This window comes from Agrobacterium vitis (assembly GCF_014926405.1).
Classification (GTDB): domain Bacteria; phylum Pseudomonadota; class Alphaproteobacteria; order Rhizobiales; family Rhizobiaceae; genus Allorhizobium; species Allorhizobium vitis_H.
The window spans coordinates 496,960-523,126 of the sequence record NZ_JACXXJ020000003.1; the positions used below are offsets into that span (position 1 = coordinate 496,960).

General features: G+C 57.6%; 21 protein-coding genes. 9 read left to right on the forward strand and 12 right to left on the reverse strand.

Annotated features, from left to right (window positions below):
- Nucleotides 1-44: 44 nt before the first annotated feature.
- The 3 genes from IEI95_RS03855 to IEI95_RS03865 all read left to right on the forward strand — a co-directional run bounded on the left by IEI95_RS03855 (nucleotide 45) and on the right by IEI95_RS03865 (nucleotide 4,073).
- A complete protein-coding gene (locus tag IEI95_RS03855; protein WP_156537221.1) occupies nucleotides 45-1,322 on the forward strand; it encodes an ABC transporter substrate-binding protein in 1,278 nt (425 codons plus the stop codon).
- A 143-nt stretch (nucleotides 1,323-1,465) separates the two neighbouring features.
- Nucleotides 1,466-2,653, forward strand: coding sequence for an alpha-hydroxy acid oxidase (locus tag IEI95_RS03860; protein ID WP_156532278.1), 1,188 nt, complete (start codon nucleotides 1,466-1,468; stop codon nucleotides 2,651-2,653).
- A gap of 73 nt (nucleotides 2,654-2,726) precedes the next feature.
- Nucleotides 2,727-4,073 (forward strand): MFS transporter, encoded by a 1,347-nt coding sequence (locus tag IEI95_RS03865; RefSeq protein WP_156532277.1) that lies wholly within the window; start codon nucleotides 2,727-2,729, stop codon nucleotides 4,071-4,073.
- A gap of 42 nt (nucleotides 4,074-4,115) precedes the next feature.
- Here the strand turns inward: IEI95_RS03865 and glnT are convergent, their stop codons facing one another.
- From glnT to IEI95_RS03895, 6 genes are all read right to left on the reverse strand, one after another.
- Nucleotides 4,116-5,423, reverse strand: coding sequence for a type III glutamate--ammonia ligase (gene glnT, locus IEI95_RS03870; RefSeq protein ID WP_194415952.1), 1,308 nt, complete (start codon nucleotides 5,421-5,423; stop codon nucleotides 4,116-4,118).
- Between the two features lie 82 nt (nucleotides 5,424-5,505).
- Nucleotides 5,506-6,834 carry an FMN-binding glutamate synthase family protein gene (locus IEI95_RS03875; protein WP_012654067.1) on the reverse strand — a complete coding sequence of 443 codons (1,329 nt, stop codon included), beginning with the start codon at nucleotides 6,832-6,834 and terminating at the stop codon, nucleotides 5,506-5,508.
- 14 nt (nucleotides 6,835-6,848) lie between these two features.
- The gene (locus tag IEI95_RS03880) at nucleotides 6,849-7,535 is read right to left on the reverse strand and encodes a GltB/FmdC/FwdC-like GXGXG domain-containing protein (RefSeq protein WP_156532276.1); all 687 of its coding nucleotides are present in this window, start codon (nucleotides 7,533-7,535) and stop codon (nucleotides 6,849-6,851) included.
- A gap of 10 nt (nucleotides 7,536-7,545) precedes the next feature.
- The gene (locus IEI95_RS03885) at nucleotides 7,546-8,451 is read right to left on the reverse strand and encodes a class II glutamine amidotransferase (protein ID WP_156532275.1); all 906 of its coding nucleotides are present in this window, start codon (nucleotides 8,449-8,451) and stop codon (nucleotides 7,546-7,548) included.
- 89 nt (nucleotides 8,452-8,540) lie between these two features.
- Nucleotides 8,541-9,200 (reverse strand): helix-turn-helix domain-containing protein, encoded by a 660-nt coding sequence (locus IEI95_RS03890; RefSeq protein WP_060717524.1) that lies wholly within the window; start codon nucleotides 9,198-9,200, stop codon nucleotides 8,541-8,543.
- Between the two features lie 40 nt (nucleotides 9,201-9,240).
- A complete protein-coding gene (locus IEI95_RS03895; RefSeq protein ID WP_156532274.1) occupies nucleotides 9,241-10,194 on the reverse strand; it encodes a GlxA family transcriptional regulator in 954 nt (317 codons plus the stop codon).
- 327 nt (nucleotides 10,195-10,521) lie between these two features.
- Between IEI95_RS03895 and IEI95_RS03900 the strand changes: the two genes are divergently transcribed.
- The 4 genes from IEI95_RS03900 to IEI95_RS03915 all read left to right on the forward strand — a co-directional run bounded on the left by IEI95_RS03900 (nucleotide 10,522) and on the right by IEI95_RS03915 (nucleotide 15,637).
- The gene (locus IEI95_RS03900; RefSeq protein ID WP_156532273.1) at nucleotides 10,522-11,772 is read left to right on the forward strand and encodes a sarcosine oxidase subunit beta family protein; all 1,251 of its coding nucleotides are present in this window, start codon (nucleotides 10,522-10,524) and stop codon (nucleotides 11,770-11,772) included.
- Between the two features lie 112 nt (nucleotides 11,773-11,884).
- Nucleotides 11,885-12,157 carry a sarcosine oxidase subunit delta gene (locus tag IEI95_RS03905; protein WP_156532272.1) on the forward strand — a complete coding sequence of 91 codons (273 nt, stop codon included), beginning with the start codon at nucleotides 11,885-11,887 and terminating at the stop codon, nucleotides 12,155-12,157.
- Entirely contained in the window at nucleotides 12,154-15,117 is a 2,964-nt protein-coding gene (locus IEI95_RS03910; protein WP_156537223.1) for a sarcosine oxidase subunit alpha, read from the forward strand. The genes IEI95_RS03905 and IEI95_RS03910 overlap by 4 nt, the downstream gene beginning before the upstream one ends.
- Nucleotides 15,110-15,637 carry a sarcosine oxidase subunit gamma gene (locus IEI95_RS03915; protein ID WP_194415954.1) on the forward strand — a complete coding sequence of 176 codons (528 nt, stop codon included), beginning with the start codon at nucleotides 15,110-15,112 and terminating at the stop codon, nucleotides 15,635-15,637. The genes IEI95_RS03910 and IEI95_RS03915 overlap by 8 nt, the downstream gene beginning before the upstream one ends.
- A 166-nt stretch (nucleotides 15,638-15,803) precedes the next feature.
- Here IEI95_RS03915 and IEI95_RS03920 read toward each other — a convergent pair whose 3' ends face one another.
- The 6 genes from IEI95_RS03920 to IEI95_RS03945 form a co-directional block, all read right to left on the reverse strand.
- Complete coding sequence (locus tag IEI95_RS03920; protein WP_156532269.1) at nucleotides 15,804-17,732, reverse strand: beta-galactosidase; 1,929 nt, start codon at nucleotides 17,730-17,732, stop codon at nucleotides 15,804-15,806.
- Nucleotides 17,732-18,829 (reverse strand): ABC transporter ATP-binding protein, encoded by a 1,098-nt coding sequence (locus tag IEI95_RS03925; RefSeq protein WP_156532268.1) that lies wholly within the window; start codon nucleotides 18,827-18,829, stop codon nucleotides 17,732-17,734. The genes IEI95_RS03920 and IEI95_RS03925 overlap by 1 nt, the downstream gene beginning before the upstream one ends.
- On the reverse strand, nucleotides 18,822-20,927 hold the full coding sequence (locus IEI95_RS03930; RefSeq protein ID WP_156532267.1) for an alpha-galactosidase: 2,106 nt from the start codon (nucleotides 20,925-20,927) through the stop codon (nucleotides 18,822-18,824). The genes IEI95_RS03925 and IEI95_RS03930 overlap by 8 nt, the downstream gene beginning before the upstream one ends.
- Nucleotides 20,924-21,775, reverse strand: a complete 852-nt coding sequence (locus IEI95_RS03935) for a carbohydrate ABC transporter permease (RefSeq protein WP_156532266.1) — start codon at nucleotides 21,773-21,775, stop codon at nucleotides 20,924-20,926. Before IEI95_RS03935 ends, IEI95_RS03930 begins: the two co-directional genes overlap by 4 nt.
- The gene (locus IEI95_RS03940) at nucleotides 21,775-22,593 is read right to left on the reverse strand and encodes a carbohydrate ABC transporter permease (RefSeq protein WP_041698570.1); all 819 of its coding nucleotides are present in this window, start codon (nucleotides 22,591-22,593) and stop codon (nucleotides 21,775-21,777) included. Before IEI95_RS03940 ends, IEI95_RS03935 begins: the two co-directional genes overlap by 1 nt.
- A 203-nt stretch (nucleotides 22,594-22,796) precedes the next feature.
- Nucleotides 22,797-24,029: an ABC transporter substrate-binding protein gene (locus IEI95_RS03945; RefSeq protein ID WP_156532265.1), complete on the reverse strand. Its 1,233-nt coding sequence runs from the start codon at nucleotides 24,027-24,029 to the stop codon at nucleotides 22,797-22,799.
- 265 nt (nucleotides 24,030-24,294) lie between these two features.
- On the opposite strand from IEI95_RS03945, the gene IEI95_RS03950 reads away from it, so the two are divergent.
- A complete protein-coding gene (locus IEI95_RS03950; protein WP_087730201.1) occupies nucleotides 24,295-25,230 on the forward strand; it encodes a helix-turn-helix domain-containing protein in 936 nt (311 codons plus the stop codon).
- A 118-nt stretch (nucleotides 25,231-25,348) separates the two neighbouring features.
- Complete coding sequence (fhuF, locus tag IEI95_RS03955) at nucleotides 25,349-26,134, forward strand: siderophore-iron reductase FhuF (protein WP_156532264.1); 786 nt, start codon at nucleotides 25,349-25,351, stop codon at nucleotides 26,132-26,134.
- The last annotated feature ends 33 nt before the right edge of the window (nucleotides 26,135-26,167 follow it).

A 26,167-nucleotide genomic window follows, 5' to 3' on the forward strand; every position in this document is an offset into this window, starting at 1 on the left:
GGAGTGTTATGCCATTTATGAAAATATTTTTACGGGAGGGACTCATGTCAAAAATTCTGTCAGGCGTCAGCGCCATCGTCTTGTCGGCGCTTGCGCTCAGTCATCCGGCCTTTGCCGAAACCAAAACCATCACCTTTCTGTTCACCGATGACGATCAGTCCTATGTCGAGCATATGGCGGTGCTGAGCAAACAGTTCGAAGCTGCTCATCCTGACGTGAAGGTCAATTTCGTATCTTCAGGCTATGATGCCGTCGCCAAGCAATTGCCGGTGCAGCTGGCCGTCGGCGAAGGCCCGGATCTGGCGAAGATCACCGATTGGCAATTGGCGCCCTTCTATCTCGACATGCGGCCCTATATGAAGGACCCGGATGGCTACGCCAAACTGCATGGCGAAAGCCTCAACCAGTTGCGCCTGCCCGGCGTCAACGACCCGAAATCGATCAATGGCTATGTCGCCTCGCAGACCCTGAATCTGCCCTTCGTCAACAAGACATTGTTCGAGCAGGCGGAAGAGCCGCTGCCCGGCCCGAAAGCAACGCTGAAAGATATCGTCGAGGCTTCCGCCCGGGTGGCGAAAAAGACCGGCGTGCAGATCCCCTTCACCATGGACCGTTCCGGCCATCGGTTTTCCGGCGCGGCCTTTTCCTATGGCTCGTCCTATGTGAAGGACGGCAAGTTCAGCTTTCCCGACGAGGCCGCCAAGACCTATATTGCCGATCTCTACAACTGGACGAAGGATGGCAGCTTTCCCAAGGAAATGTGGGGCGCCGCTGGCGGTTCGCAATACAAGAACATGGGCGACGAATTCGTCAATGGCAATGTGGTGACCTATCTGGCCGGCAACTGGATGGTCAATCCGTTCCAGAAGAAGATCGGCGACGCCTTCGAATGGACGGCAATCAACGCGCCCTGCGGCACCGCTGGCTGCTATGCCATGCCGGGTGCCACCGCCATCGCCGGCTTCAAACGCACCAAATACCCGGAAGCCGTCGCCCAATTCATCGAATTTCTCGGCTCCGAGAAAGTCCAGCGCGAGATTGCCGAAAACTACGTGATCCTGACGGGCGCGGAGATCGACAAGCCACAATACAAGCTGACGGACGATAACGCCAAGGCGTCCATGGCCGTCTTCAACGACAACGAAAAGAACGTGCCGCAGGAAGCGCGGATTTTTGAAAAGAAAAAGGGCGGTTCGGCGCTTTACCAGCAGATCGTCCAGCGCATGAGCCAGCTGATCGTCGGCGAATTGACGCTGCAACAGACCTATGACGCCCTGGCCGCCGATATCGACAAGATCAACGTGGCAACGGCGACGAAGTAAGCCGTTAGGCGTGAGACAGTGTAAAGGCCGTCCAGCAATCTGGGCGGTCCTCTTTGTGAATGGCGACTCTTCCCTTGCAACCGCCGAAATTTGGCCGCACACCATGTCCAAAACGATGTGCAGATTTGAAAGGACAAGGTGCCATGCCCATTGCATTGACAATCGATGACCTGAAACGTCAAGCAAAGCGCCGTGTCCCGAAAATGTTCTTCGACTATGCCGATAGTGGGTCCTGGACCGAGAGCACTTACCACGCCAACGAGAGTGATTTTTCCCGCATCAAGCTGCGTCAGCGGGTTCTGGTCGATATGACAGAACGGTCGCTGGCAAGCACGATGATCGGTGAGCCTGTCACCATGCCGGTGGCGCTTGCGCCGACCGGAATGACCGGCATGCAGCATGCCGATGGGGAAATTCTCGCGGCGGAAGCAGCGGAGGCGTTCGGGGTGCCTTTCACGCTGTCCACCATGAGCATCTGCTCGATTGAGGATGTTGCGCTTCATACGCGCCGCCCCTTCTGGTTCCAGCTCTACGTGATGAAGGACCGCGATTTCGTCAACAGCCTGATAGACCGTGCCAAGGCCGCCCATTGCTCGGCACTGGTGTTGACGCTCGATCTGCAAATCCTCGGACAACGCCACAAGGACCTGCGCAACGGCCTGTCGGCTCCCCCAAAATTCACCCCGAAACATCTCTGGCAGATGGCAACCAGGCCGCAGTGGTGCATCGGTATGGCCAATACGCGGCGGCGTCATTTCGGCAATATCGTCGGCCATGCCAAAAACGTTTCCAGCCTGTCTTCGCTCTCGGCCTGGACGGCGGAACAGTTCGATCCGAAACTGTCGTGGAGCGACGTCGCCTGGATCAAGGAGCGTTGGGGTGGTAAATTGATCCTCAAGGGCATTCTCGATGTGGAAGACGCCCGCGCCGCAGCCGATAGCGGGGCGGATGCGATTATCGTCTCCAACCACGGTGGCCGGCAACTGGATGGCGCGCCGTCGTCAATCTCCATGCTAGCCTCGATTGTCGAGGCGGTGGGAGACCGGATCGAAGTGCATATCGATGGCGGTATCCGCTCGGGTCAGGACGTGTTGAAGGCCTTGGCCTTGGGCGCTAAGGGGACGTATATCGGTCGGCCTTTTCTCTACGGGCTTGGCGCGGACGGGCGGGCTGGCGTGCAGCGAGCCTTGGAGATCATCGCCAGGGAGCTTGATATCAGCATGGCACTGTGCGGCAAGCGGCTGATTTCGGAGGTGGACGCCTCGATCCTGATGGGAAATCCGTTCGCTGCGGGACCTTGCTTAACCAATTCTCTCAACCGTATCGGGTAAATCCTGTTCTACACCTTGAAATCCGACGCATAATCAGCGACCAAACCGAATAGTTTTTTCGCAAGGCAGGATCATGTCCCCCATCAGCACTCCGGCATCGCCTCCCCGTCAGCTTAACCGGGCCGATTTTCGCACGCTTGGGCTTTCAGCCCTGGGCGGGGCCTTGGAATTCTACGATTTCATCATCTTCGTGTTTTTCGCGGGTGTAATCGGCAAGCTGTTTTTCCCGGCCAACATGCCGGACTGGCTGGTGACGATCCAGACCTTCGGAATTTTTGCTGCAGGCTATCTGGTGCGGCCCCTGGGCGGGTTAATCCTGGCCCATTTCGGTGATGTGTTTGGCCGCAAGAAAGTCTTTGCCTTTTCCATCCTGTTGATGGCGCTGTCTACCCTTGGCATGGCTGCGATGCCGACCTATGCCTCCATTGGCATAGCCGCACCCGTGTTGCTGATTATCATGCGGCTGTTGCAGGGCGTTGCCATCGGCGGAGAAGTGCCGGGTGCCTGGACCTTCGTCTCGGAACATGTGCCATTTCGCCGGGTCGGCTTTGCCTGCGGTTTTCTCTGCTCTGGCCTGACACTCGGCATTCTGCTGGGTTCGTTGATCGCAACCGTCATCAATTCGATGTTCACGCCGGAAGATGTTGCCGCCTATGCCTGGCGCATCCCGTTCTTCCTCGGTGGTTTCTTCGGCCTTGTCGCCGTCTACCTGCGCCGCTGGCTTCAGGAAACCCCTGTTTTTGCTGAGATGCGTCAGGCGCGAACGACAGTGATGGAACTGCCGCTGAAAACCGTGCTGCGCGATTATCCCGCTGCTGTCATCATTTCCATGGCTTTGACGTGGGTGCTTGCCGCCTGCCTCGTCGTCACCACGCTGATGACTGCCACGCTCCTGCAAAAACTCTATGGCTACAGCGCCCAGATCGCGCTGTCCGCCACCAGCTTCGGCACATTGTTCCTGATTTTCAGCACCGCTGCATCAGGCGCGATTGTCGATAAGGTCGGCTCCGGGCGGTTTTTAATGGTTGGGAGCGTATTTTTGGCCGCAGCAACCTTTGCTTTCTACACTTATGCAAGCGTTTCGGTTCCGGTCCTGTTTGGACTCTATGCCGTGATGGGCCTTTCCGTGGGCATTGTCGGGGCCGTGCCTTACGTGATGGTGCGCGCCTTTCCCGCACCTGTGCGCTTCACCGGTCTGTCATTTTCCTACAATGTCTCCTACGCGATTTTCGGCGGATTGACGCCGATTGCGGTCGCCAGCCTGCTGCCAATCAACCCGATGGCGCATGCCTATTACCTGCTGTTCATCGCCGCCCTCGCCTTTGTGCTTGGCGTCTATCTGACGCTGAAAGGCGATGGGATCGAGGCGAAGGCCGGGATAGAGGAACTTACCAGCCGCCAGACAACAGCAACGCTTTAATTCGAAGGCTGGGGGCGACGCCGCCCCCGGCTTCACATCCGGTCAGATATCCAGCGTTGTCTGGTGCTCCCATGGCGTGAATTGTGAGCAATAGCTCGTCCATTCCCCATGTTTGAGCTTGAGATAGGCGCTCGAGAACTCCTCTCCCAACGCCTGTTGCAGCTCGGTATCGGCTTCATAGGCGCGCAAAGCATCCAGAAGGTTGAGCGGCAGTTTCGGGGCATCCGTCACCGTATGGCCTTCGCGGTACATATCAATGTCGTAATGCGGGCCGGGATCGGCATTGGTTTTCAGGCCAGACAGGCCAGCGGCAATGATGATGGCCTGAAGCAGATAGGGGTTCACAGCGCCATCGGGCAGGCGCAGTTCAAACCGGCCGGGACCCGGCACGCGCACCATATGGGTGCGGTTGTTGCCGGTCCATGTCACTGTGTTGGGAGCCCATGTGGCACCGGAGACGGTGCGGGGTGCATTGATACGCTTGTAGGAATTGACCGTGGGATTGGTGACGGCTGCCAGTGCCGAGGCATGTTTCATAATGCCGCCGAGGAAGGTTTTGCCCTTGGCAGACAAGCCAAATGGCATGGCCTTGTCGGCAAAGGCATTGACCTTGCCGTCATTATCCCACACCGAGATGTGGGCATGACAACCGTTGCCCGTGAGGCCCTTGAAGGGCTTTGGCATGAAGGTGGCGCGCAAGCCATGCTTTTCAGCCACCGATTTGACCATGAATTTGAAGAAGGAATGCTTGTCTGCGGTTTTCAGCGCGTCATCATATTCCCAGTTCATTTCAAACTGGCCGTTGGCGTCTTCGTGGTCGTTCTGGTAGGGCTTCCAGCCCAGTTCCAGCATGTGATCGCAGATTTCGGCAATCACATCATAACGGCGCATCAAGGCCTGTTGGTCGTAGCAAGGCTTTTCAGCGGTGTCGAATTCATCGGAAATCGTCTTGCCGTCGGCAGAGATCAGGAAGAATTCAGGCTCTACCCCGGTCTTGACCCGAAGGCCCATGGAGGCCGCTTCGTCTACCAGTTTTTTGAGCATCACCCGCGGCGCTTGCTCCACCGGCTTGTCTTCCATCACGCAATCGGCGGCGACCCATGCCACGTCTTTTTTCCATGGCAGCTGGATCACGGAAGAGGCGTCTGGCACCGCAAACAGATCGGGATGGGCGGGGGTGAGGTCGAGCCAAGTGGCAAAGCCTGCGAAGCCTGCGCCGTCCTTTTGCATCTCGGCAATGGCTTGTGCGGGCACCAGCTTGGCGCGTTGTGCGCCAAACAGGTCGGTATAGCTGATCATGAAATATTTGATGCCGCGTTCGCTCGCGAATTGTGCAAGGTCCTGTGTCACGTCGTTCCCCTGTTTTTATGGATTGAGACACATGTTGAAAGGAAAGGCCGCATCCCTGGGAGGAGAATACGGCCTTGGTATTTCAGAAACCGGCTTTGCCGGGATACCAGTTGGTGCCAGCCAGCGGCACTTGCGCCATGGCGGCAGCTTCCATCGTCAGCGCCACCAGATCTTCCGGCTCCAGATTGTGCAGACGGTTATGGCCGCAGGCGCGGGCAATTGTCTGGGCTTCCAGCGTCATCACCTTGAGGTAATTGGCCAGACGGCGACCAGCCAGAACCGGATCAAGCCGCTTCATCAGCTCCGGGTCCTGTGTGGTAATGCCTGCCGGGTCTTTGCCCTCATGCCAGTCATCATAGGCACCGGCAGTGGTGCCGAGTTTTTGATATTCCTCTTCCCATTTGGGGTCATTATCGCCAATGGCTACCAGTGCTGCCGTGCCAATCGCCACCGCATCCGCGCCCAGCGCCAAGGCCTTCGCCACATCCGCACCAGAGCGAATGCCGCCAGAGATGATCAGCTGCACCTTGCGATGCATGCCAAGGTCTTGCAACGCCTGAACAGCAGGGCGAATGCAGGCCAGTGTCGGCATGCCGACATTTTCAATAAACACATCCTGCGTGGCTGCCGTGCCGCCCTGCATGCCGTCCAACACCACCACATCGGCTCCGGCTTTCACCGCCAGCGCGGTGTCATAATAGGGCCGTGCACCACCAACCTTGATATAGATTGGCTTTTCCCAATTGGTGATTTCGCGCAATTCCAGAATTTTTATTTCCAAATCATCCGGCCCCGTCCAATCGGGGTGACGGCAGGCCGAGCGCTGATCAATACCCTTGGGCAGGTTGCGCATATTGGCCACGCGGTCCGAAATCTTCTGGCCCAGCAACATGCCGCCGCCGCCGGGCTTGGCGCCTTGGCCAACCACCACTTCAATGGCATCGGCGCGGCGCAAATCCTTCGGGTTCATGCCATAGCGTGATGGCAGATATTGATAGACCAGTGTTTGGCTGTGGCCGCGCTCTTCATCGGTCATGCCGCCATCACCCGTGGTGGTGGAGGTTCCAGCAATGGTCGCGCCACGGCCCAAGGCTTCCTTGGCATTGCCGGACAGCGCGCCGAAGCTCATGCCTGCGATGGTAATGGGCGTTTTCAGATGAATCGGCTTTTTGGCAAAGCGCGTACCAAGCACCACGGACGTGTCGCATTTTTCGCGGTAGCCTTCCAGCGGATAGCGCGAAATCGAGGCACCCAGAAACAGCAGATCATCAAAATGCGGCACTTTGCGCTTGGTGCCTGCGCCGCGAATGTCATAAATGCCCGTGGCAGCCGCACGGCGAATTTCCGCCAGCGTGTAATCATCAAAGGTCGCGGATTTGCGCGGCGGAGTATTGGGATTATGGTAGCTCATAGCGATCTCCCCGCTTAATAGGCGTCTGCGTTATCAATGTTGAAATTGTAAAGCTTGCGGGCAGAGCCGTAGCGCTTGAACTCTTCGGGCTTCACGTCAGCTATTCCGGCTTTCGCCAGAAGCTCCGCCAGCTTTTCCAGATGCTTGGGCTTCATCTGTTTCTCAACACAATCAGCACCAAGGCTTTTCACCGTGCCGCGCACAAACAGCTTGGCCTCGTAGAGCGAATCCCCCAAGGCTTCCCCCGCATCGCCCAGCACCACCAGATGGCCAGATTGACCCATAAAGGCCGACATGTGACCGATATTGCCCTGCACGACAATATCAATACCCTTCATGGAAATGCCGCAACGCGAGGCCGCATTGCCCTTGATCACCAGCAGGCCACCTTGGCCCGTGGCCCCGGCATATTGGCTGGCGTCGCCTTCAATAATCACGGTGCCGGACATCATGTTTTCGGCAACGCCGGGACCGGCAGAGCCATGCACAGTGACAGTGCCGCCATCATTCATGCCCGCGCAATAATAGCCAACCGAGCCCTTCACCTCGACGGTGACGGGGCTATCAATGCCAACCGCTACGGCATGATGACCGCGTGGATTGATGATTTCAAAATTGGTGTCATTGGCCACGGATGTCACAGCATGCAAAGCACTGTTCATCTCGCGCAGCGGGGTTTGGGAAAGATCAAAAACTGGCATTATAAATCCCTCAGGCTGCTTTTTCGTGGTCCCAGAAGTAAACGGTGGCAGGCTCCGGCTCCCAGATGCGTGCCGTATCGATGCCCGGCAGATTGACCAGCGCCCGATACTCAGAGCCAAAGGCCACATATTGATCCGTCTCGGCCATCACCGCAGGCTTGCAGGCAATCGGGTCACGCACCACGCCAAAGCCGGATTTGGTGCCAACCACGAAGGTGAAAAAGCCATCGAGATCATCAAGAGCCCCCATCAGCGCCTGTCCCAGATCCTTGCCCTTGGCCATCTCATTGGTGAGGTAAGCGGCGGCAACTTCAGAGTCATTCTGGGTTTCAAATTTGATGCCTTCGCGGATCAATTCGCGGCGTAAATTATTGTGGTTGGAGAGCGAGCCATTGTGCACAAGGCACTGATCGGCCCCTGTGGAAAACGGATGTGCGCCGAGTGTGGTCACGGCACTTTCCGTTGCCATGCGGGTATGGCCAATGCCATGGCTGCCGCCCATCAAGCGCACATCAAAGCGGGCCACAACATCCTTCGGCAGGCCGATTTCCTTGAAAATCTCAACGCTTTCGCCAGACCCCATAATGCGCACGTTCGGGCGAATTTCGCTCAAAACACCGCGAATGTCGGCAAGCTTTGCCGCATCAATATCAATCACCGCATGGGTGCTTTTCACCGTCACCTGCGCTGGGATGCCAGCCTTGGTGAGATCAGCATCGAAACCAGCAAAATCCACTAAAGGTTCCGGTGATTGCACGGTGATTTTCGCCTTACCCTTGCTACCCGCGCCATAAATCGCAATGCCCGCAGAATCCGGGCCGCGATCGGTCATGGTGATCAGCATATCCGAGAGCATGGCTCCCAGCTGAGGTTCAAGGCTCTTGTCTTTCAGGAACAATCCAACAATGCCGCACATGGTCAGCCTCTCCATTTGTCGTTGGACAATGGCTAACAGGTGTGTTTTGCAAAATCAATCCTCAGGAATAAAAATTTCCTGTAAGGCAATTATTTTTGATGCGGATAGGAAATGATCGAGAGATAACGAGCAGGCAGTGTCACCAGTTCTTCAGGGCCATGTGGGGCATCGGCATCAAAAAACAGGCTGTCTCCGGGCTGCATCCGATAGAGGCTTTCGCCATGGCGATAGACCACCTCTCCCTCCAGCATATAGAGAAACTCCATGCCCTCGTGCTGAAAGGTGGGAAACACATCGGATTCGGTGTTGAGCGTGATCAAGTAAGGCTCCACCACCACGCCGGAGGTGTTGTTTTCGATGTGGCCCAGCAAGCTGTAATGATGACCAGCACGGGTGCCTCGCCGCTCCAGATGCACGCCTTCACCTGCCTTGACGAAGCTTGCACTACGCGGCTCTTCATAACCTTTGAAAAAGGCAGTCATCGGCACGCCCAGCGCCTTGGAGAGCGATTGCAACGTCCCGAGCGATGCAGAAATATTGCCGTTTTCAATCTTGGACAACATGCCGACAGACATGCCCGTGGCCGTTGCCAGATCGGCTACCGTGATGCCGAGTTTTTTGCGAAACGTGCGCACCTCATGGCCAATGGCCATTTCCAGATTATTGGCCCGTGGTTCGCGCACAGCATGGGGGTCTTGCGCCAATATTGCCTTGGCCGCCTTTGCTGCCTTCGTCTCACTCTTGGCCATGCCTGCCCCTGAATCGCGTCTACACTAAATATTTGTGAACCTACGATCTAACCGATTTTGGCTGAATGCCAAACTGCTGTTTGAACGCCCGTGAAAAATGCGAGGCGCTGGAAAAGCCCGTGGCAAAGGCAATTTCCGACAGCGACAGCGGACTTTGCTCCAAAAGTTTCCGCGCATGAGAAAGCCGCATGCTGCGATAGGTATCGTGAAAGCTCGCCCCCATGTGGCTGGCAAACAGCCGATCCAAATGCCGGGGCGTAATACCCACCAGCCCCGCAATCGCTTGCCGATCCAGCGGGTTTTCCAATGTGGCTTCCATTTTTTCCAAAGCCGTCACCAGTGCCGGATGATGGGTGCCAAAGCGCTCCACCGATGAACCACGCTGAGGCGCGCTCGCATCGGTAACGGCGGTGTGCAAATACCAATCGCTGACCCGGCGGGCAAATTCCGGCCCCATCCGCTCGCCAATCAGGGCATGCATCATATCCAGCGGGGCAACACCACCGCCGCAGGTCAACCGATCCCCATCCAGCACATAGCGGGCTTGACGTGGGGCAAGATCAGGGAAGGCTTCGCGAAGGGCAGGGGCATGTTCCCAGTGAATGGTAAAATCCCGCTCCTGTAAAAGACCCGCTTGCGCCAGCACATAGGCTCCGCTGGAAATACCGCCAATGCGCACCCCTTGGCGGGAGAGTTTGCGCAAAGTTGCGTGCAACTCGCTGGTATCTATCCAGTCTATTGGGTTGCCACCGGCCACAACAAACAGCGTGTGGCAGTTGCCGCCTTCCAATGACAGATCAACGCAGGGAATATCAAAGCCCGCCGAACAGCGCACAGACTGCCCACGCATGGAGAGCGGGCGAACATCATAGAGCGGCGTTTGTGCCAGCAGATTGGCGGCACGCAATGGCTCGGTGGCTGATGAGAAGGACATCAGCGCAAAGTTGGGCGTGAGGATGAAGCCATAGGTTTGGGTGGTGGAGTTTTCGCTCATGTCCCTTTTGTATTGCAGAATGTCTCTTTTATGCAATTAGGACGGAGGGGAAATGACTAGCTTATCAAACAATATGTGATGGTGCGGGTGTTTACCCCCCTCTGTCCTGCCGGACATCTCCCCCTCAAGGGGGGAGATCGACTTGGAGTTGATCTTTCATCTCATTTTCAGCGTTTCGATGACTGAAATGGGTTTGTGGAATTGACCGCTCAAGTCTAACCAATCTCCCTCCTTGAGGGGGAGATTCCCGGCAGTGCAGAGGGGGGGGTAACACCCGCGCCAACACAAACCATCCCCGTCCACCAAATCCTGAAACGAGCGGGCATCATGCGCTATTCGGCTTTGTCGATTTTTCTGAACGGTCTTCGCGGCAATAAAAACTGGGCTGCCCATTGGCGGCAGCCGGAGCCTAAACAACATTATGATGTGGTCATTGTTGGCGGCGGCGGTCATGGTCTGGCCACGGCCTATTACCTATCCAAGGTCTTCGGCATCAAAAATATCGCCGTGGTGGAAAAGGGCTATATTGGCTCTGGCAATGTCGGGCGCAACACCACCATTATCCGCTCCAATTATCTGCTGCCGGGCAACAATCCCTTCTACGAGTTTTCCATGAAACTGTGGGAAGGGCTGGAGCAGGATTTCAATTTCAACGCCATGGTGTCGCAGCGCGGCGTGGTCAATCTCTATCATTCCGATGCCCAGCGCGATGCCTATACCCGGCGCGGCAATGCCATGCGCCTGCACGGTGTGGATGCCGAATTGCTGGACCGCGACGCGATCAAAGCCATGCTGCCGTTTCTGGATTACGACAACGCTCGCTTCCCCATTCAGGGCGGCTTGATGCAGCGCCGCGGCGGCACGGTGCGCCATGATGCTGTGGCTTGGGGCTATGCGCGGGGGGCGGATACCCATGGCGTGGACATTCTTCAAAACTGCGAAGTCACTGGTATTCGCCGTGAAAATGGCAGGGCGGTGGGGGTGGAAACCACCCGTGGTTTCATCGGCTGCGGCAAACTGGCGCTGGCCGCTGCTGGTAATTCATCCCGTGTGGCCGAGATGGTCGGGCTGAAACTGCCGATGGAAAGTCATGTGCTGCAAGCCTTTGTCTCGGAGGGGCTAAAACCCTTTATCGATTGCGTGGTCACCTTTGGCGCGGGCCATTTTTACGTCTCGCAATCGGATAAGGGCGGGCTGGTGTTTGGCGGCGATATTGATGGTTATAATTCCTACGCCCAGCGCGGCAATCTCGCCACCGTTGAGCATGTGGCGGAAGCGGGTAAGGCGATGATTCCGTCTTTGTCACGCATCCGCGTACTGCGCAGCTGGGGCGGCGTGATGGATATGAGCATGGATGGCTCGCCAATCATCGACAAGGTGCATCTGGACAATCTCTATCTCAATTCCGGCTGGTGCTATGGCGGTTTCAAGGCCACGCCTGCCTCGGGCTATTGCTTCGCCCATCTGATCGCCAAGGGCGAGAGCCACGAAACGGCGCGTGCCTTCCGGCTGGATCGGTTTGAACGCGGCTATATTCTCGATGAAAAGGGCCAGGGTGCCCAGCCGAACCTTCACTAGAATCTGCCAGGTTCAGATTGAACCTGACAGATTCTAGATTCTTTTGTTGTCGTTTGTCTTTTCGGGAAAACCGGTGACCACTTTTCCCTGACAAACTCTAAGGATTCTGATTATGGCGAGCCTCATTCCCTGCCCCCATTGCGGGCCAAGACCCAAAGAAGAATACACCATCAAGGGTGCAGCCCTTGCACGTCCAGCGTCCGATGCTGGCTCAGACGTATGGCACGATTACGTCTATCTGCGTGACAATCCACGCGGAGCCTATGAGGAATACTGGCACCACACATCCGGTTGCCGCCGCTGGATTGTTGTGTGCCGAGACACGGCCACCCACGAAATTTCCGCAAGCTTCGATGCATCAACACGCAAAGGGGTGAGCGCATGACATCCTATCGTCTGAAAAGCGGCGGTCTGGTGGATCGCAAAACCGCGCTTCCCTTCACCTTTGACGGCAAAGCCATGAGCGGCTTTGCGGGCGATACGCTGGCGTCTGCGCTGTTGGCCAATGGCCAGCAATTGGTGGGCCGCAGCTTCAAATATCACCGTCCGCGTGGCATTCTCACGGCCGGTGCAGCCGAGCCTAACGCCTTGATGACGATTGGTCGCGGCGGACGCACAGAACCCAACACCCGTGCCACCATGCAGGAGCTTTATGCCAGGCTGGAAGCCAACAGCCAAAACCGCTGGCCGAGCCTTGAGCACGATATTGGTGCGGTCAACAGCCTGCTGTCGCCGTTTCTAAGTGCGGGCTTCTACTATAAAACCTTCATGTGGCCCGCAAAGTTCTGGGAAAAGCTCTATGAGCCGATAATCCGCAAGGCCGCCGGACTCGGCAAGGCAAGCTATGAAGCCGATCCCGATGCCTATGAAAAATGCTGGGCGCATTGCGACCTGCTGGTGATTGGTGCAGGTGCCGCCGGTTTGATGGCGGCTCTGGCTGCTGGCCGTGCGGGTGCGCGGATTATTCTGCTGGATGAGCAGGCGCAAATCGGCGGCGGGCTGCTGGCTGAAACGGCATTGGTCAATGGTGTTGCCGCCTCTGATTTTGTCGCCGCCACAAGGGTAGAGCTGGAAGCCCTGCCCAATGTGCAAATCCTCGCCCGTACCACAGCGTTTGGCTGGTACGATGGCAATGTCTTCGGTGCCGTTGAGCGGGTGCAAAAACACCTCGCTCTCCCCGCCGCCAACCGCCCGGTGGAGCGCCTATGGCGCATTGCCGCGAAGAAAGCCATTTTGGCCACGGGTGCCGAAGAACGCCCACTGGTGTTCGGCGGCAATGATATTCCGGGTGTGATGATGGCCGGAGCCATGCGCCGTTATCTCAACCACTATGGCGTCGCGCCGGGCAAGAAAACGGCCATCTTCACCACCAATGACAGCGGCTATGCACTGGCGGCGGACCTTGAAGCCGCAGGGGTTAGAGTCACAGCCCTGATTGATAGTCGCCGCGATGCCACGACTGCTTATCAGGGCAAGGCGCGATTGGTGCGCGGTGGTTTGGTCAGCAATGTTTACGGCGGGAAATCCGTTGAGGGGCTTGATCTGTGGCGCGAAGGGCAGTTGGAACGGCTTGAGGTGGATAGTCTTGCCATGTCGGGCGGCTTCTCGCCGATCATACACCTTGCATGTCACAGGGGTGGTAAGCCGCGTTGGTCAGATGAGCATTCGGCCTTTTTGGCTCCGGAGAGCTTGAACAATCTGGTTTTGGCTGGTTCCGCGTCTGGTGTCTTTGGGCTTGTGGCCTCAATGGCGTCTGGTTTTGAGCAGGCAAAACAAGCATTGACGGCTCTGGGTTTCACGATTCAAACGCTGGATATGCCGAGTGTTGAGGGTGACATTATCCCCACACCAGCCAAGCCAGTTTGGTCCATTCCCTGCATCAAGGCCAAGGCTTTCGTGGATTTCCAGAACGACGTGCATACCAAGGATTTAGGCCTTGCCGTGCAGGAAGGCTATGGCCATGTAGAGCTTGCCAAGCGCTACACCACCAATGGCATGGCAACCGATCAGGGCAAGCTCTCCAATGTCAATGCCATCGGGTTGTTGGCCGAGGCGCGGCGTATATCTCCCGCCGAGGTTGGCACCACGACGTTTCGGCCCTTCTACACCCCGGTGTCCTTTGGCGCGCTTGCGGGCACATCGCATGGCAAACATTTTCAGCCAGTGCGCAAATCACCCTTGCATGATTGGGCGGCCAAGAATGGTGCGACCTTTGTGGAAACCGGCCTGTGGTATCGCTCGGCATGGTTTCCACAATCCGGGGAAAACGGCTGGCGCGAAAGCGTGGACCGAGAGGTCAAAAACGTCCGAACCAATGCCGGGATTTGCGATGTCTCCATGCTCGGCAAAATCGAGATTTGCGGGCCAGATGCGGCGGAGTTCTTGAACCGCGTCTATTGCAACGCCTTCTTGAAACTGCCCGTGGGCAAGGCCCGCTATGGGCTGATGCTGCGCGAAGATGGCTTTATCTATGACGACGGTACCACCAGCCGCATGGAAGACAATCGTTACTTCATGACCACCACCACGGCCTATGCGGCGGGCGTGATGAACCATCTGGAATTCTGCGCCCAAGTGCATTGGCCGGAACTGGATGTGCGGCTGGCTTCTGTGACCGATCAATGGGCGCAAATGGCAGTGGCTGGGCCAAAATCCCGCGCCATTTTGCAAAAGCTGGTTGATGAAGACATTTCCAACGAGGCTTTCCCCTATCTCGCGGCCAAGGATGTGTCCCTCTTGGGTGGTCGGTTGAAGGGGCGGCTGTTCCGAATCTCCTTCTCAGGCGAGTTGGCCTTTGAATTGGCCGTGCCTGCCGATTTTGGCGAAAGCATTGCCGACGCCGTGATGTTGGCGGGCAAGGAAGATGGCATTCAGCCCTATGGCATTGAAGCCTTGTCAGTGCTGCGCATCGAAAAGGGCCATGTGACCCACAATGAAATCAATGGCACGGTGATGCCTGCCGATCTCGGCTTTGGCAAAATGGTCAGCGCCACCAAACCTGATTTTATCGGCAAACATATGCTGAACCGAGAAGGCTTGACGGCCTCGGATCGCCCACAACTGGTCGGCGTTGTGCCTTTGGATGCCAAGACAAGCTTCAAAACCGGCGCACATATCTTGAACAAGGATGCTGACCCAACACTGGAAAATGACCAAGGCTACGTCACATCATCCTGCTTCTCACCGCATATCGGCTCCACCATCGGCCTTGCGCTGGTGAAGAGTGGTGCTTCTCGCCATGGCGAGGAGGTGTTGGTGTGGAATGGGCTGCGCAACGAGTTTACACCCGCCCAGTTGGTGAACCCGGTTTTTGTTGATCCAAACAATGAGAAACTCCATGCCTGAGAACGCCCTGCCTGACTCTGTCCTGGCCGATTTCCACCTTGTTCGCCGTCCAGCACTCGCCACCAAGGCGGTGGAGCGGTTTGGTGTGCTAACGCTGGAAACCGTGTTCGACGCAACCATTCTGCATGTGCTGGGCAAGCCCGGTGATGTCGCGCCAATGCCACCGCAAGGCTTTGATCTGCGCAATGCCGGACCCGGCCAATGGTTTGCCGTAGGACCGGCCAGCGCCGATCAAGCGGTAGCGGCTTTTGGCCAAGCCGCCTTTCTTGTCGATCAAAGTCATGGCCGCACGCTGATCCGCATCAGTGGCGCTCCGGTTCGCAACGTTCTGGCAAAAGGCACGGCGCTTGATTTGCACCCCGATCAATTCGCAATCGGTAGTGCTACGACGACGTTGATCGGCCACATCTCCGTCAATCTCTGCCGTACGGGTGAGGACCAGTTCGAGCTTCTGGTGTTGCGCGGCTTTGCCGAAAGTCTCTGGGACGAGCTTGCGGGGATGGCGAAAGAGTTTCAATAATAGGGACTTAATTTATCGAAACCGATACCGCTGTCTGCTCCGTTCTGCTCAAACTTCTTCCGAGGAGTAAACGTGCCAGAAAAATCTAAGAGCGACGCATCGAGAATGCGCCTCCTTGCAAAGGAGACGCATTTTCTCGACAATATCAGCAATCAAGCTCTGACAATCAGGCCCATACCGCCAATTGCTGCGGCTTGAGCACTGGTCCGCCCAAGACAAACTCGCCCGATACCGGAATGGTCCAGTCCTCGGCCCCATAGTTGAACGCGAAGGTGAGGCTGCCACGGCGGCGGATGCGGATATGCTCCGGTAAAACAAGGGTTTCGAGACCAGCCTTTTCCGCCAGCACCGCCAGCGTTGAAAACAGCAATGCCTCGTCGGGCCAGCAGGCCAGATAATGGTGGCCGTTCTGGCTCGTCAGGGCCGGATCGCCGTTTTCGAATGTGGCGATGACGGTTGCCGTGGTTTCCAGATATTCCCGCCAGCGGATGGCCCGGCCCAAAACCGTGCCTGAAACGCTATCGCCAAGACCGGGCCGCAGTGAGGCGACTTGCGTTTGGCGCGTGCCGGTCAAGGGAGCCAGCGGACCGGGCGGCAGGTTTTCCGGAATACGGAATTTCTCGTCGCGTGAACCGGTGCGCGGGCCGTACAGCACGACGGCGTCAGTGCCTTTAAACGCCGCGATCGCCGCCTCGTTAACCTGCATCAGGCAGGGAACGAGCACCAGTTTATAACCGGACAGATCACCGCCGGGGCGCACAAAATCCACGTCCAGCCCCAGTCGGCGGGCTGCCTCGTACCAGCGGAACGCCAATTCCTCATAGCGGAAATCCCGGCCCTGCGGCTGGATCGTCGTCGCCCAATAGCTGGCATAGTCATAGACCAGGGCCACGGGTGCCTGAACGCTCTCTGGCAGATCGCCAAGCGCTGCCAGTTCGCCAGCAACGGCATGCGCTTCCAACCCGCCCACCGACCATTCATCAAGCCCCGGCAGATTGAGGCCTGCATGCATCTGCTCCTGCGCAAACGGTGCCTGGCGCCAGCGGAAATAGCTGACCACCTCTGCCCCATGCGCCAGCGCTTCCCAGGTCCACAGCCGGACCATGCCGGGCTTGGGAACCGGGTTCCATGGCGCCCAATTGACCGGACCAGGCTGCTGTTCCATTACCCAGAACCGGCCACGGCCAACACCGCGATAGAGATCATGGTGGAAGGGCGCGATGTCGGGATGGGAAGTCTCGGCCCAACGATTGCGCTCGTCTTCGGTAAACGGAAATTTCTCCACGAAACCAATCGGATAACTGTCCCAGCTTGCGAGATCGAGATTGTCGCCCACCTGGAAATGATCGAAATCATTGATGAAACCCATGAAGTTATGGGTAATCCAGCGGCCCGGTGAATGCTTGCGGATAATATCCACCTGCATTTTATCATAGGCAGCCACCTGATCGGAGGAGAAGCGCCAGAAATCCAACCGCTGCGCCGGGTTCGGCTCGGTCACGGTGCGGGTGGGCAGTTCGACTTCATCGAAACTGTTGAACTCCATCGACCAGAACACCGATCCCCAGGCTTCATTGAGTTGGTCAGTGGTCTGATACCGCATCCGCAGCCAGCGGCGGAAGGCCTTCAGGTCTTCAGGACCCCAGGACACCGTGGTGTCGTGGCAACCATATTCGTTATCGGTCTGCCAGCCAGCAATGCCCGGATGGGTGCCGTAGCGCTTGGCGATGACTTCAACGATTCGAGCGCTCTCGGCCCACCAGATTTCGCTGGAAAAACTGTAATGGCGGCGCGAGCCGAAGCCGCGCACAGTCCCGTCGGCATCATAGGGCGCAATGTCGGGATGCTCGTCCATCAACCATTTCGGCGGGGTGGCGGTCGGCGTGCCAAGCACCACCTTCAGGCCCGCCGCATGGAGAATATCGATGGCCCGGTCCAGCCATTCGAAGGTGAATTGACCCCGCCTCGCCTCCAGCCGCGACCAGGCGAATTCACCGATGCGCACATAGGAAATGCCAAGCTTGCGCATGTTCTGCGCGTCGATATGCCATTGGCTCTCCGGCCAGTGTTCGGGATAATAGCAAACGCCCAGCATTATCGTGTCAGGTCCCCGTTGATCACCGCCTTGCCTGCCTCGTCAAACAAATGACAAGCGGCAGCGGGAATTCCGATCGACAAGGTTTCACCCGGCTTGGCCGTCGCCAGCCCGTCCGCCTTGACGGATAACTCGGTGCCATCGGCCAGAGTGACGAAAAACAGCGTTTCGGACCCGAGATATTCAGCCAACCGCACTGGCCGCGACAGAACGAGGTCCCCCTTGCCCGTCGCATCGATATGTTCTGGGCGAATGCCGAGCGTCATCTTGCCCGGGCTGATTGCCTTGCCCTGCGCATCAAGCGTGATTGCCGCGCCATCGGCCAGCGTCACCACCACTTTGCCGCCGTCGGCGGCCGCGACGGTCACGGGCAAGACGTTCATTTTCGGCGAGCCGATAAAGCCTGCGACAAACAGGTTATTGGGGCGATGATAAAGCTCCAGCGGCGTGCCGACCTGTTCGATCAGGCCCGCCGATAGCACGACGATCTTGTCGGCCATGGTCATGGCTTCCACCTGGTCATGGGTGACGTAGATCATCGTCGCCTTCAAATCCTGATGCAGCTTGGACAGCTCCGTGCGCATCTGCACCCGAAGGGCGGCATCCAGATTGGACAGCGGCTCATCAAACAGGAAGACTTCCGGTTCCCGCACGATAGCGCGGCCAATGGCGACACGCTGGCGCTGGCCACCGGATAATTGGCCTGGCTTGCGCTCCATCAGCGCATCAAGTTGCAGCAATTCGGCTGCTTTTTTGGTCCGCGCCTCAATCATCGGCTTGGGATGGCCAGTCATTTTCAGGCCAAAGCCGATATTGTCGCGCACCGTCATATGCGGGTAAAGCGCATAGGATTGGAAAACCATGGCAACACCGCGCTCAGACGGGCCGATCCGGGTCATGTCCTTGCCGCCAATCGTCAGCCCACCGGAGGTGATCTCCTCCAGCCCGGCAATCATCCGTAGCAGGGTGGACTTGCCGCAACCGGACGGGCCGACGAACACGCAGAACTCGCCGTCCTTGACGTCGAGATCGACGCCCTTGATGACGCTCAGCGCGCCGAATTGTTTCTTGACGCCCCGCAGGCTTACATCAGCCATGGTGGTCTCCTCCCTCAACAGGTTCCAGTTCCAGCAGGATTGCGCTTTCCGGCCGCAGCATCGGCAGCGGCAAGCCGCCAAGCTTGAGATCTGCAAGCTCAAACGTGACCTTGCCAGCCAACAGGCGCTTCTGCCCCTCGGATATACGAATGAAATTCGGCTGAGCCGGATGCGTGGCGGCAATTTTCCAGCGTCCGCCGATGCGGGTCACACCAGCAGGCAGGGTCAACGGTTCCGGCTGTTCGCCCACCATCTGCGGGCCTTGGGCAACGAAGATGGCGATGCGCTTGCTGTCCGCCGCACCCCAGACATAGCGCCCATCACGCGGCTGCTTGGAAAAATTGGCGCCCGGCGCATGCAGCAGGGGCCGCAGCCGCTTGTGGATGGCAATCCAGGTCTTCAGCTCGGCACGTTCCTCGCCTTCCAGTTCCAGCGGGTTCAACTCGACGCCAAGGTGATAGGCGAGTGCCACCAGCGCCCGGAAGGCCAGCGTATGACGGCGTTCCGTCTGGTGGTTTGGCGAGGCCGAAATATGGCTGCCAAGCACTTCCGGTGGCACGAAAACCGAAGCACCACGCTGAATTTCCAGCCGCTCCAGCGCATCGGTGCAATCGGAGGTCCAGACCCGGTGGGTGCGGGAAAGCGCACCGTAATCGATCCGGCCACCGCCGGAGGCACAGCTTTCGATTTCCACCTGCGGATGGGCTGCCCGCACCCGGTCCATCAATGCGTAGACGGCGCGGGTCTGGGCTGAAATTTTCGCCCGCCCGTCGCGCCCACCTGCATGGGTCAGGTCGCGGTTCATGTCCCATTTGACATAGGAGACAGCATGATTGGCCAGCACCGCGTCGATCTTCTCAAACAGATAATCGCTCACCTCTGGCCGGGTCAGGTCCAGCACCAATTGGTTGCGGGATGTCAGCAAAGGGCGGCCCTTGACCTGCAAGACCCAATCGGGATGCAGCTCATAGAGGGTGGAGACCGGGTTGATCATTTCCGGCTCGAACCAGATGCCGAACTGCATGCCAAGGCCGGTAACGTGATCGACCAGCGGCGACAGACCCTCAGGATATTTGCGTGCGTCGATGTCCCAATCGCCAAGGCTGGTCGTGTCGTCATCCCGCTTGCCGAACCAACCGTCATCCAGCACGAAACGCTCGATGCCAAGTTCGGCGGCGGATGTCGCCTGGGCCTTGAGCGATCCCATCTGGTGGTCGAAATAATTGCCCTCCCAGGTATTCAATGTCACCGGACGCGGCGACATCGCACCATCAGGCCAATGCATCAGGTCATTGCGAACAAAGGCATGGAACGCTGCCCGGTCCGCGCCGGCATAGGCCACCGGGCTGCGATAGTTCTCGCCCGGCGCAAGGATCGTTTCGCCCGGCTCGAACACTTCGCCCAGATGCACGAGACGGCGGCCATCGTCCAGCCGGTCGATGACGATCTGGTGGTTACCACTCCAGCCGAGCGCCACGCCGAAGCTCTGCGCCTCGCCTTCGATTGTCAGCATCGGAAACCGGTCATGGGAGGTGCGGCCCCGGCGGCTTTCCTGCGCCCAAAGGCCGGTTCCCAACCTCTCACGCCGGGTCTGGAATTCACGGCCCCACATGCCGGTAAAGCTGACCACATCGACCTGTCCAGCAGGAGCAAGGAAGCTCGCTGCCATGCAGCGGTCCAGGATGTAATCCTCACCGCCGATATTCTTAAGATCGGTGGAGACACCGATCACGCCCGACGGAAAAGTCTCGAAACGCAGCGTGATCGCCATGCCCGCCACGGCATCCTGGGCGCAAAGCAGCGTGATCCGCCCGGTCTTTTCCACCGTCCAATCGGCAAATTGCAGGATGAAGTCGCGGCCCGACCGATGCCCTGAAATGGCAGGCCAGCCGAAAAAGCCCATGCCACCCACCGGCAGCAGCACCGCCGAAGGCACGGCCTCATCCATGCCGTTGATGCGGCTGGAGCGCTCGACCTCGGACAAAGCCCAGCCAGCAACAGGCGCCTCACCAAAGCCGATGATTTCAGGCATGCCGATTTCCGGCATCCGCAGGCTCAAAACAAGCCCGTTCGCGCCAATCTTTACAATATCATTCATCCCTTGGTTGCTCCAAGTGTCAGCCCGGCAATGAAATGCCGCTGCATCAGGAAAAACATGGCGACCGGTGGCAAGGCCGCGACGATCGACCCGGCGGAAACCAGGTTCCAGGCGGCAACCCATTGGCCGTTCAGCGAATAAAGCCCCGCTGTGACAGGCATGGCCGCCTGACTCTGGACGAGAACCGTGGCCCAGAAATAATCGTTCCAAACAAAGGTGAAGACCAGCACTGACAGCGCCGCAATGGCGGGCCGCATCAGCGGCAGCACGATATAGCGAAAGATCCGCCATTCCGACACGCCCTCGACCCGGGCGGATTCGATCAGCGCAAACGGCAGGCCCTTGATGAAATTGCGCATGAACAGCGTGCAAAATCCGGTCTGGAAGGCGACATGAAACAGCACCAAGCCGGTGACCGTATCATACAGCCCCATTTTCAGCGTCATGTCACGCACCGGCACCATGAGAATTTGGAAGGGAATGAAATTGCCAGCAACGAACAGGCAGAACAGCACAAGGTTGCCCTTGAACTTGTAAGTCGCCAGTGCAAACCCGGTCAGGCAGGACAGCGCGACGGCACCGATCACGGTTGGAATGGTGATCTTGAAGGAATTGAGAATGTACCAGCCCAGCGGCGAATTCTGAAACACCGCAGAATAGTTCTCAACACCGGCAAAGCCGGAGGGAAGGCCGAAATAATTGCCAGCGGCCAAATCGCCCGCAGGACGCACCGAGGTCAGCGCCACGCCCAGCAAAGGCAGCAGCCAGAGAACCAGCGCGACAGGCAGAACGAGATTATAGCCATACCGAACAATCGGCGAGGCTTTCTGGATCGGGGTCGGAAACATCAGGTATTCCTTTCCTGGCCAATCATCCGCACGACGAACAGCGTGATGAACACCATCATGATCAGGAACAGAACGACGGCGATGGCCGCGCCATAACCCATGCGGAACCCGTATTCGGACAGCGCCTCCTCATACATGTAATAGGACAGCACCCGGCTGGAGCCGTATGGGCCGCCAGCCGTCATGATTGACACGAGGTCAAAGGAGCGCAGCGCGCCGATGACAGTGACGACCATGGCGATGAAGGTGGCGGGTGCCAGCTGCGGCAGGATGATGTTTTTGAGCAGCGACCAGCCCTTGGCCCCATCCATGCGGGCGGCTTCCACCTGCTCAGGATTGATATTGTTGAGACCGGTCAGATACAGGATCATGCAATAGGCCGTCTGCGGCCAGAGACCGGCAACGATAATGCCATAGGTAACGAAACGCTCATCGGCCAGAACCGCGAAATCCATTCCGGTCAGATGCTTGATCAGCACGGAAAACAGTCCGAAATTCGGCGCATAAAACCATGTGAACATCAGGCCGACCACGACCTGGCTGATGACGAAAGGGAAGAAAAACAGCGATTTGTAAAGCCGGATGCCGGTCACAGTCTGATTGAGAAACAGTGCTACTGCCAATCCGCCGGGAATGGCCAGAAGGTAGAGCACCAACCAGATCAGGTTGTTTTGCAGGGAGGTATAAAAGGCCTCGTCGCCCAGCAATTCCTGATAGTTTCCAAGCCCGATCCAGACTTTCTCACCAATACCATCCCAATCGTGAAAGCTGATCCAGACAGACTGGAAAATCGGCAACACGACATAGATGACGAACATCACCAGACCGGGCGCTAAAAACAGCCAGGGGGCAATGCGTTGCTGGTGACGCTTCCAAAATCCGGATGAAACAGGATCAGCAGTGCTCACGGCAGCACCTCCGTTAATGCAAGGGCTGAGGGATAGCGAAGCATCCTAGCCGTTCTGTGACTGAAAATCGGCCGAATGCCACTTGCGCGACATCCGGCCGTCGGGAGAACCGATTATTTGTAAACGCGGGCACGGACCTTATCGAGGCGCGCCAGGATGGCATCGACCTTGTCAGGCTTGACCATGAATTCCTGGAAGCCTTCCATGCCGGCCTTGGCCATATCGGCAGGCGCGTCACGATCATAGAACTGCGCCAATGCGTAAGCGCTCGACAGCATGTCGAAACCGGCGCTGAGGAACGGATCGCTGGATTTTTCCGACTTGTTGTTGATTGGCAGCTGACCAAGGGTGGCGTTCATCTTGGTCTGGGTTTCCGGCTTTGCGAGATAAGCCAGGAACTTGCGGGCATCCGTCTTGTTCTTGGCGCCCGAGGGAATGTGGAAGGATTCAGTCGGCGCATCTTCCGCCCGCGGCAGGCCGGGGGTAATTTCCGGGAATTGCAGGAAGCCGATCTGTTCTTCCTTCAAGCCGCCATCCTTCATCGGGGCCACGGCAAAGTTACCCATCAAATACATGGCCGCCTTGCCCTGCACGAATTGCGGCATGGCATCCTGCCAATCAAGTGCGGCATGGTTGGCGATGAAATAGCCGGGCTTGATCAGTTCATCCCATTTCGCAAACACGGCTTTGACGCGCGGATCGGTGTAAGGCACCTTTCCGGCCGTCAGGTCCATATGGAATTCATAACCGTTGACGCGCAGGTCGAGATAGTCGAACCAGCCTGCCGTCGGCCACAGTGCCTTGGTGCCGATGGTAAAGGGTGTGATGCCAGCCTTTTTCAGCTTGTCGCAAGCCGCCAGCAACTCGGCCCAGGTCTTGGGCGGCGTGATGCCTTGAGCGGCAAAAATATCCTTGCGGTAGTAAATACCCCATTGATAGGTGGAATAGGGAATGCCCCATTTCTTGCCATCGATTTCCATCGACTTGGTGGCGGATTTCAACTGATTATTGAGATCGTCCTTGGCCCAGATATCGCTGACATCCTCAAACAGGCCAGCCTTGACGAAGGGCGCCATGCGGTTGCCAGAATACCAGGACACCACATCCGGCGCATCAGCCGTCAGGAAGTTGCGGATCGCGGATTTATAGCCTTCGTGGTCGAAATTGTTCCACTTGACGGTCACGTCGGGATTGGCGGCCTGGAAATCCTTCAGCAGCTCTTCCATCGCCTTTTTCGGCGTTGGGTCCGACTGATCGGAATTGAGCACAATCTGACCAGCAAAGGCCGTTGACATGGTCAGCACATAGCCAAGCGCCAAGCTCGGCATCATTTTAAAGCAAATCATCACATTCCTCCCCGGAATCATTGTCTGCGGTATGACAGTAACCTTGTCGCCTCCAGAAGGCATTCAAAGTCGCTGTAACATTTTATATCTCCAGCATGATGTCTTGCCTCAGCCAAACGGCCCCAGGACATCCTGTACTCTCTGCAACTCTCAGCTTCTTTGCGTCCGCCTCCTGCAAAAGCGCCTTGACCGTGCGCCAGAAAGCCGCAATCTACCTCCGAAATTCAGGCTTAGAATTCCGGTATCCTAAGATTTTCGGTGCGAAATGGCTCGACGTCCTCCCTTGATCAACAGACTTGGTGCAACACCTGTACACCCCGAACGCGATCCCGCCCATCCCCTGGTTGTATTTGGCGATAACCGCTTCTGCGCCGGAGAATTGCTGGACGTCCAGAAGATGGCTGGGCCGCATATGCACAGCCAAATCGAACTGAATTTCGTGCTGGAAGGCTCAATGACCTATTGGTTCGATGGCCGGGAGCTGACGATTTCGGAAGGCCGGCTCTGCCTGTTCTGGGGGATGATCCCCCATCAGGTGATCGACCGGCGGGAAGGCACCCGCTTTATCTGTCTTTATGTACCGATGTCGGTGTTTCTGGGATTGGCCAGCCTCAGCCAGTTTCGCGACTCGGTATTTCGCGGCGCCGTCATCGAGGCTTTGCACCTGCGGGCTTGGGACCGTGAAATCTTTCTGCGCTGGCGTGACGAATTGCTGGGTGGCGATGAAGGCGATATCGAGATCGTCCGCAGCGAACTGACCGCCCGCCTGATGCGGATCGAACGGGACGGCTGGCGTGACCTGCGCGAACAGGGATCGGCGCTGGCAAGCCTCGGTCAACGCGATGCGGGCTGGATGCTGCATGTGGAAAAAATGCTGCGCTTCATCGGCGAGCACGCACCTGACACGATTTCTGCCGAGGATGTTGGCCGCGCCGCCGGTCTGCATCCCAATTATGCCATGAGCCTGTTCAAGCGTGCGGTGGGCACCACCATCAACCAGGCGATCATCCGCCACCGGCTGGACACCGCCCAATCCCTGCTGATTTCCTCCGATATGCCGATTACTGAAGTGGCCTACGAGTCAGGCTTTGGCTCGCTCTCGACCTTTTACGAGGCCTTCCAGCGTCGGTTCATGGAAAAACCGGTCCAATACCGCCGCCGGATGCGGGCGAAAGGCACGGCGGCGCAGGCAATCGCATAATCCGCCCTGCCTGATTATAAATATGATAATTACCGTCATGTTTTCTTGACGCACGGAAATCCCCATTCTAATCTGCGGTCGGTTGCAGCAAGCAATCGATCAAGCGGCGGAAAAACCCATGGGATCAACGATCCAGATGTCCAGGCCGTTGATGCGTGGCGTTCTACCCACCATCGACGATGACTGGTCGCCCGACATGCCGGGCGACGAGCGCTTTGCCTTTTGCCGCGGCAAACTGCTGCTGGACCCGCCTGAGGATGCCGAGATTATCCCTTGCACCTCGCTTTCCGACCCGGATGTGTTTGCCGATATTATCGCCCGCTACACTTGCAAGTTTCCCGGCGCTGACAAGCGTGCGGTAATCTCGATGTGGACGCTCTATTATTTCAGCATCCTGACCATTGCGCCTACGGTCCACCGTCTGGTACATCGGCGGCAATTATCACTCGGGCTTTCCCAGCTATCGCTGGTCTGCGATCCACAGACAGCCGAACCAAAAGCGTTCCTGCTGTCAGGTCCAGGCCGCCCCGCTGGCCAGGCCCCCGCGATAAACGATCTCCACACGATCCTGCGCGACCATGCCGCGCCACTGATTACCCTCATTGCCGGGCATTGCGGCGTTGCGCCGAAGCTGATGTGGAACAATGTCGCCGTCTATCTCAACTGGATTATCAAGGAAATCGGCAATCAGGCCGGCCCGCATCTGATGGAAGAGGCGATTGAGATCATCTCAAGCCAGCATTGGCCGGATGGCAGCCGCAATCCACTGTTTGGCATGATCAAACTGGCGCGCCGCCAATGTGGCATGGACCATTTCCAGCGCAAGGTCTGCTGCTTGCGCTATAACTTGCCGGGCGTTCCCGGCTGTGGCGACCTATGCCCCCTGCCCGATGGCCGTCGCTAGAGTTTGTCAATTTCAGGCGAATTCAGGACAGTC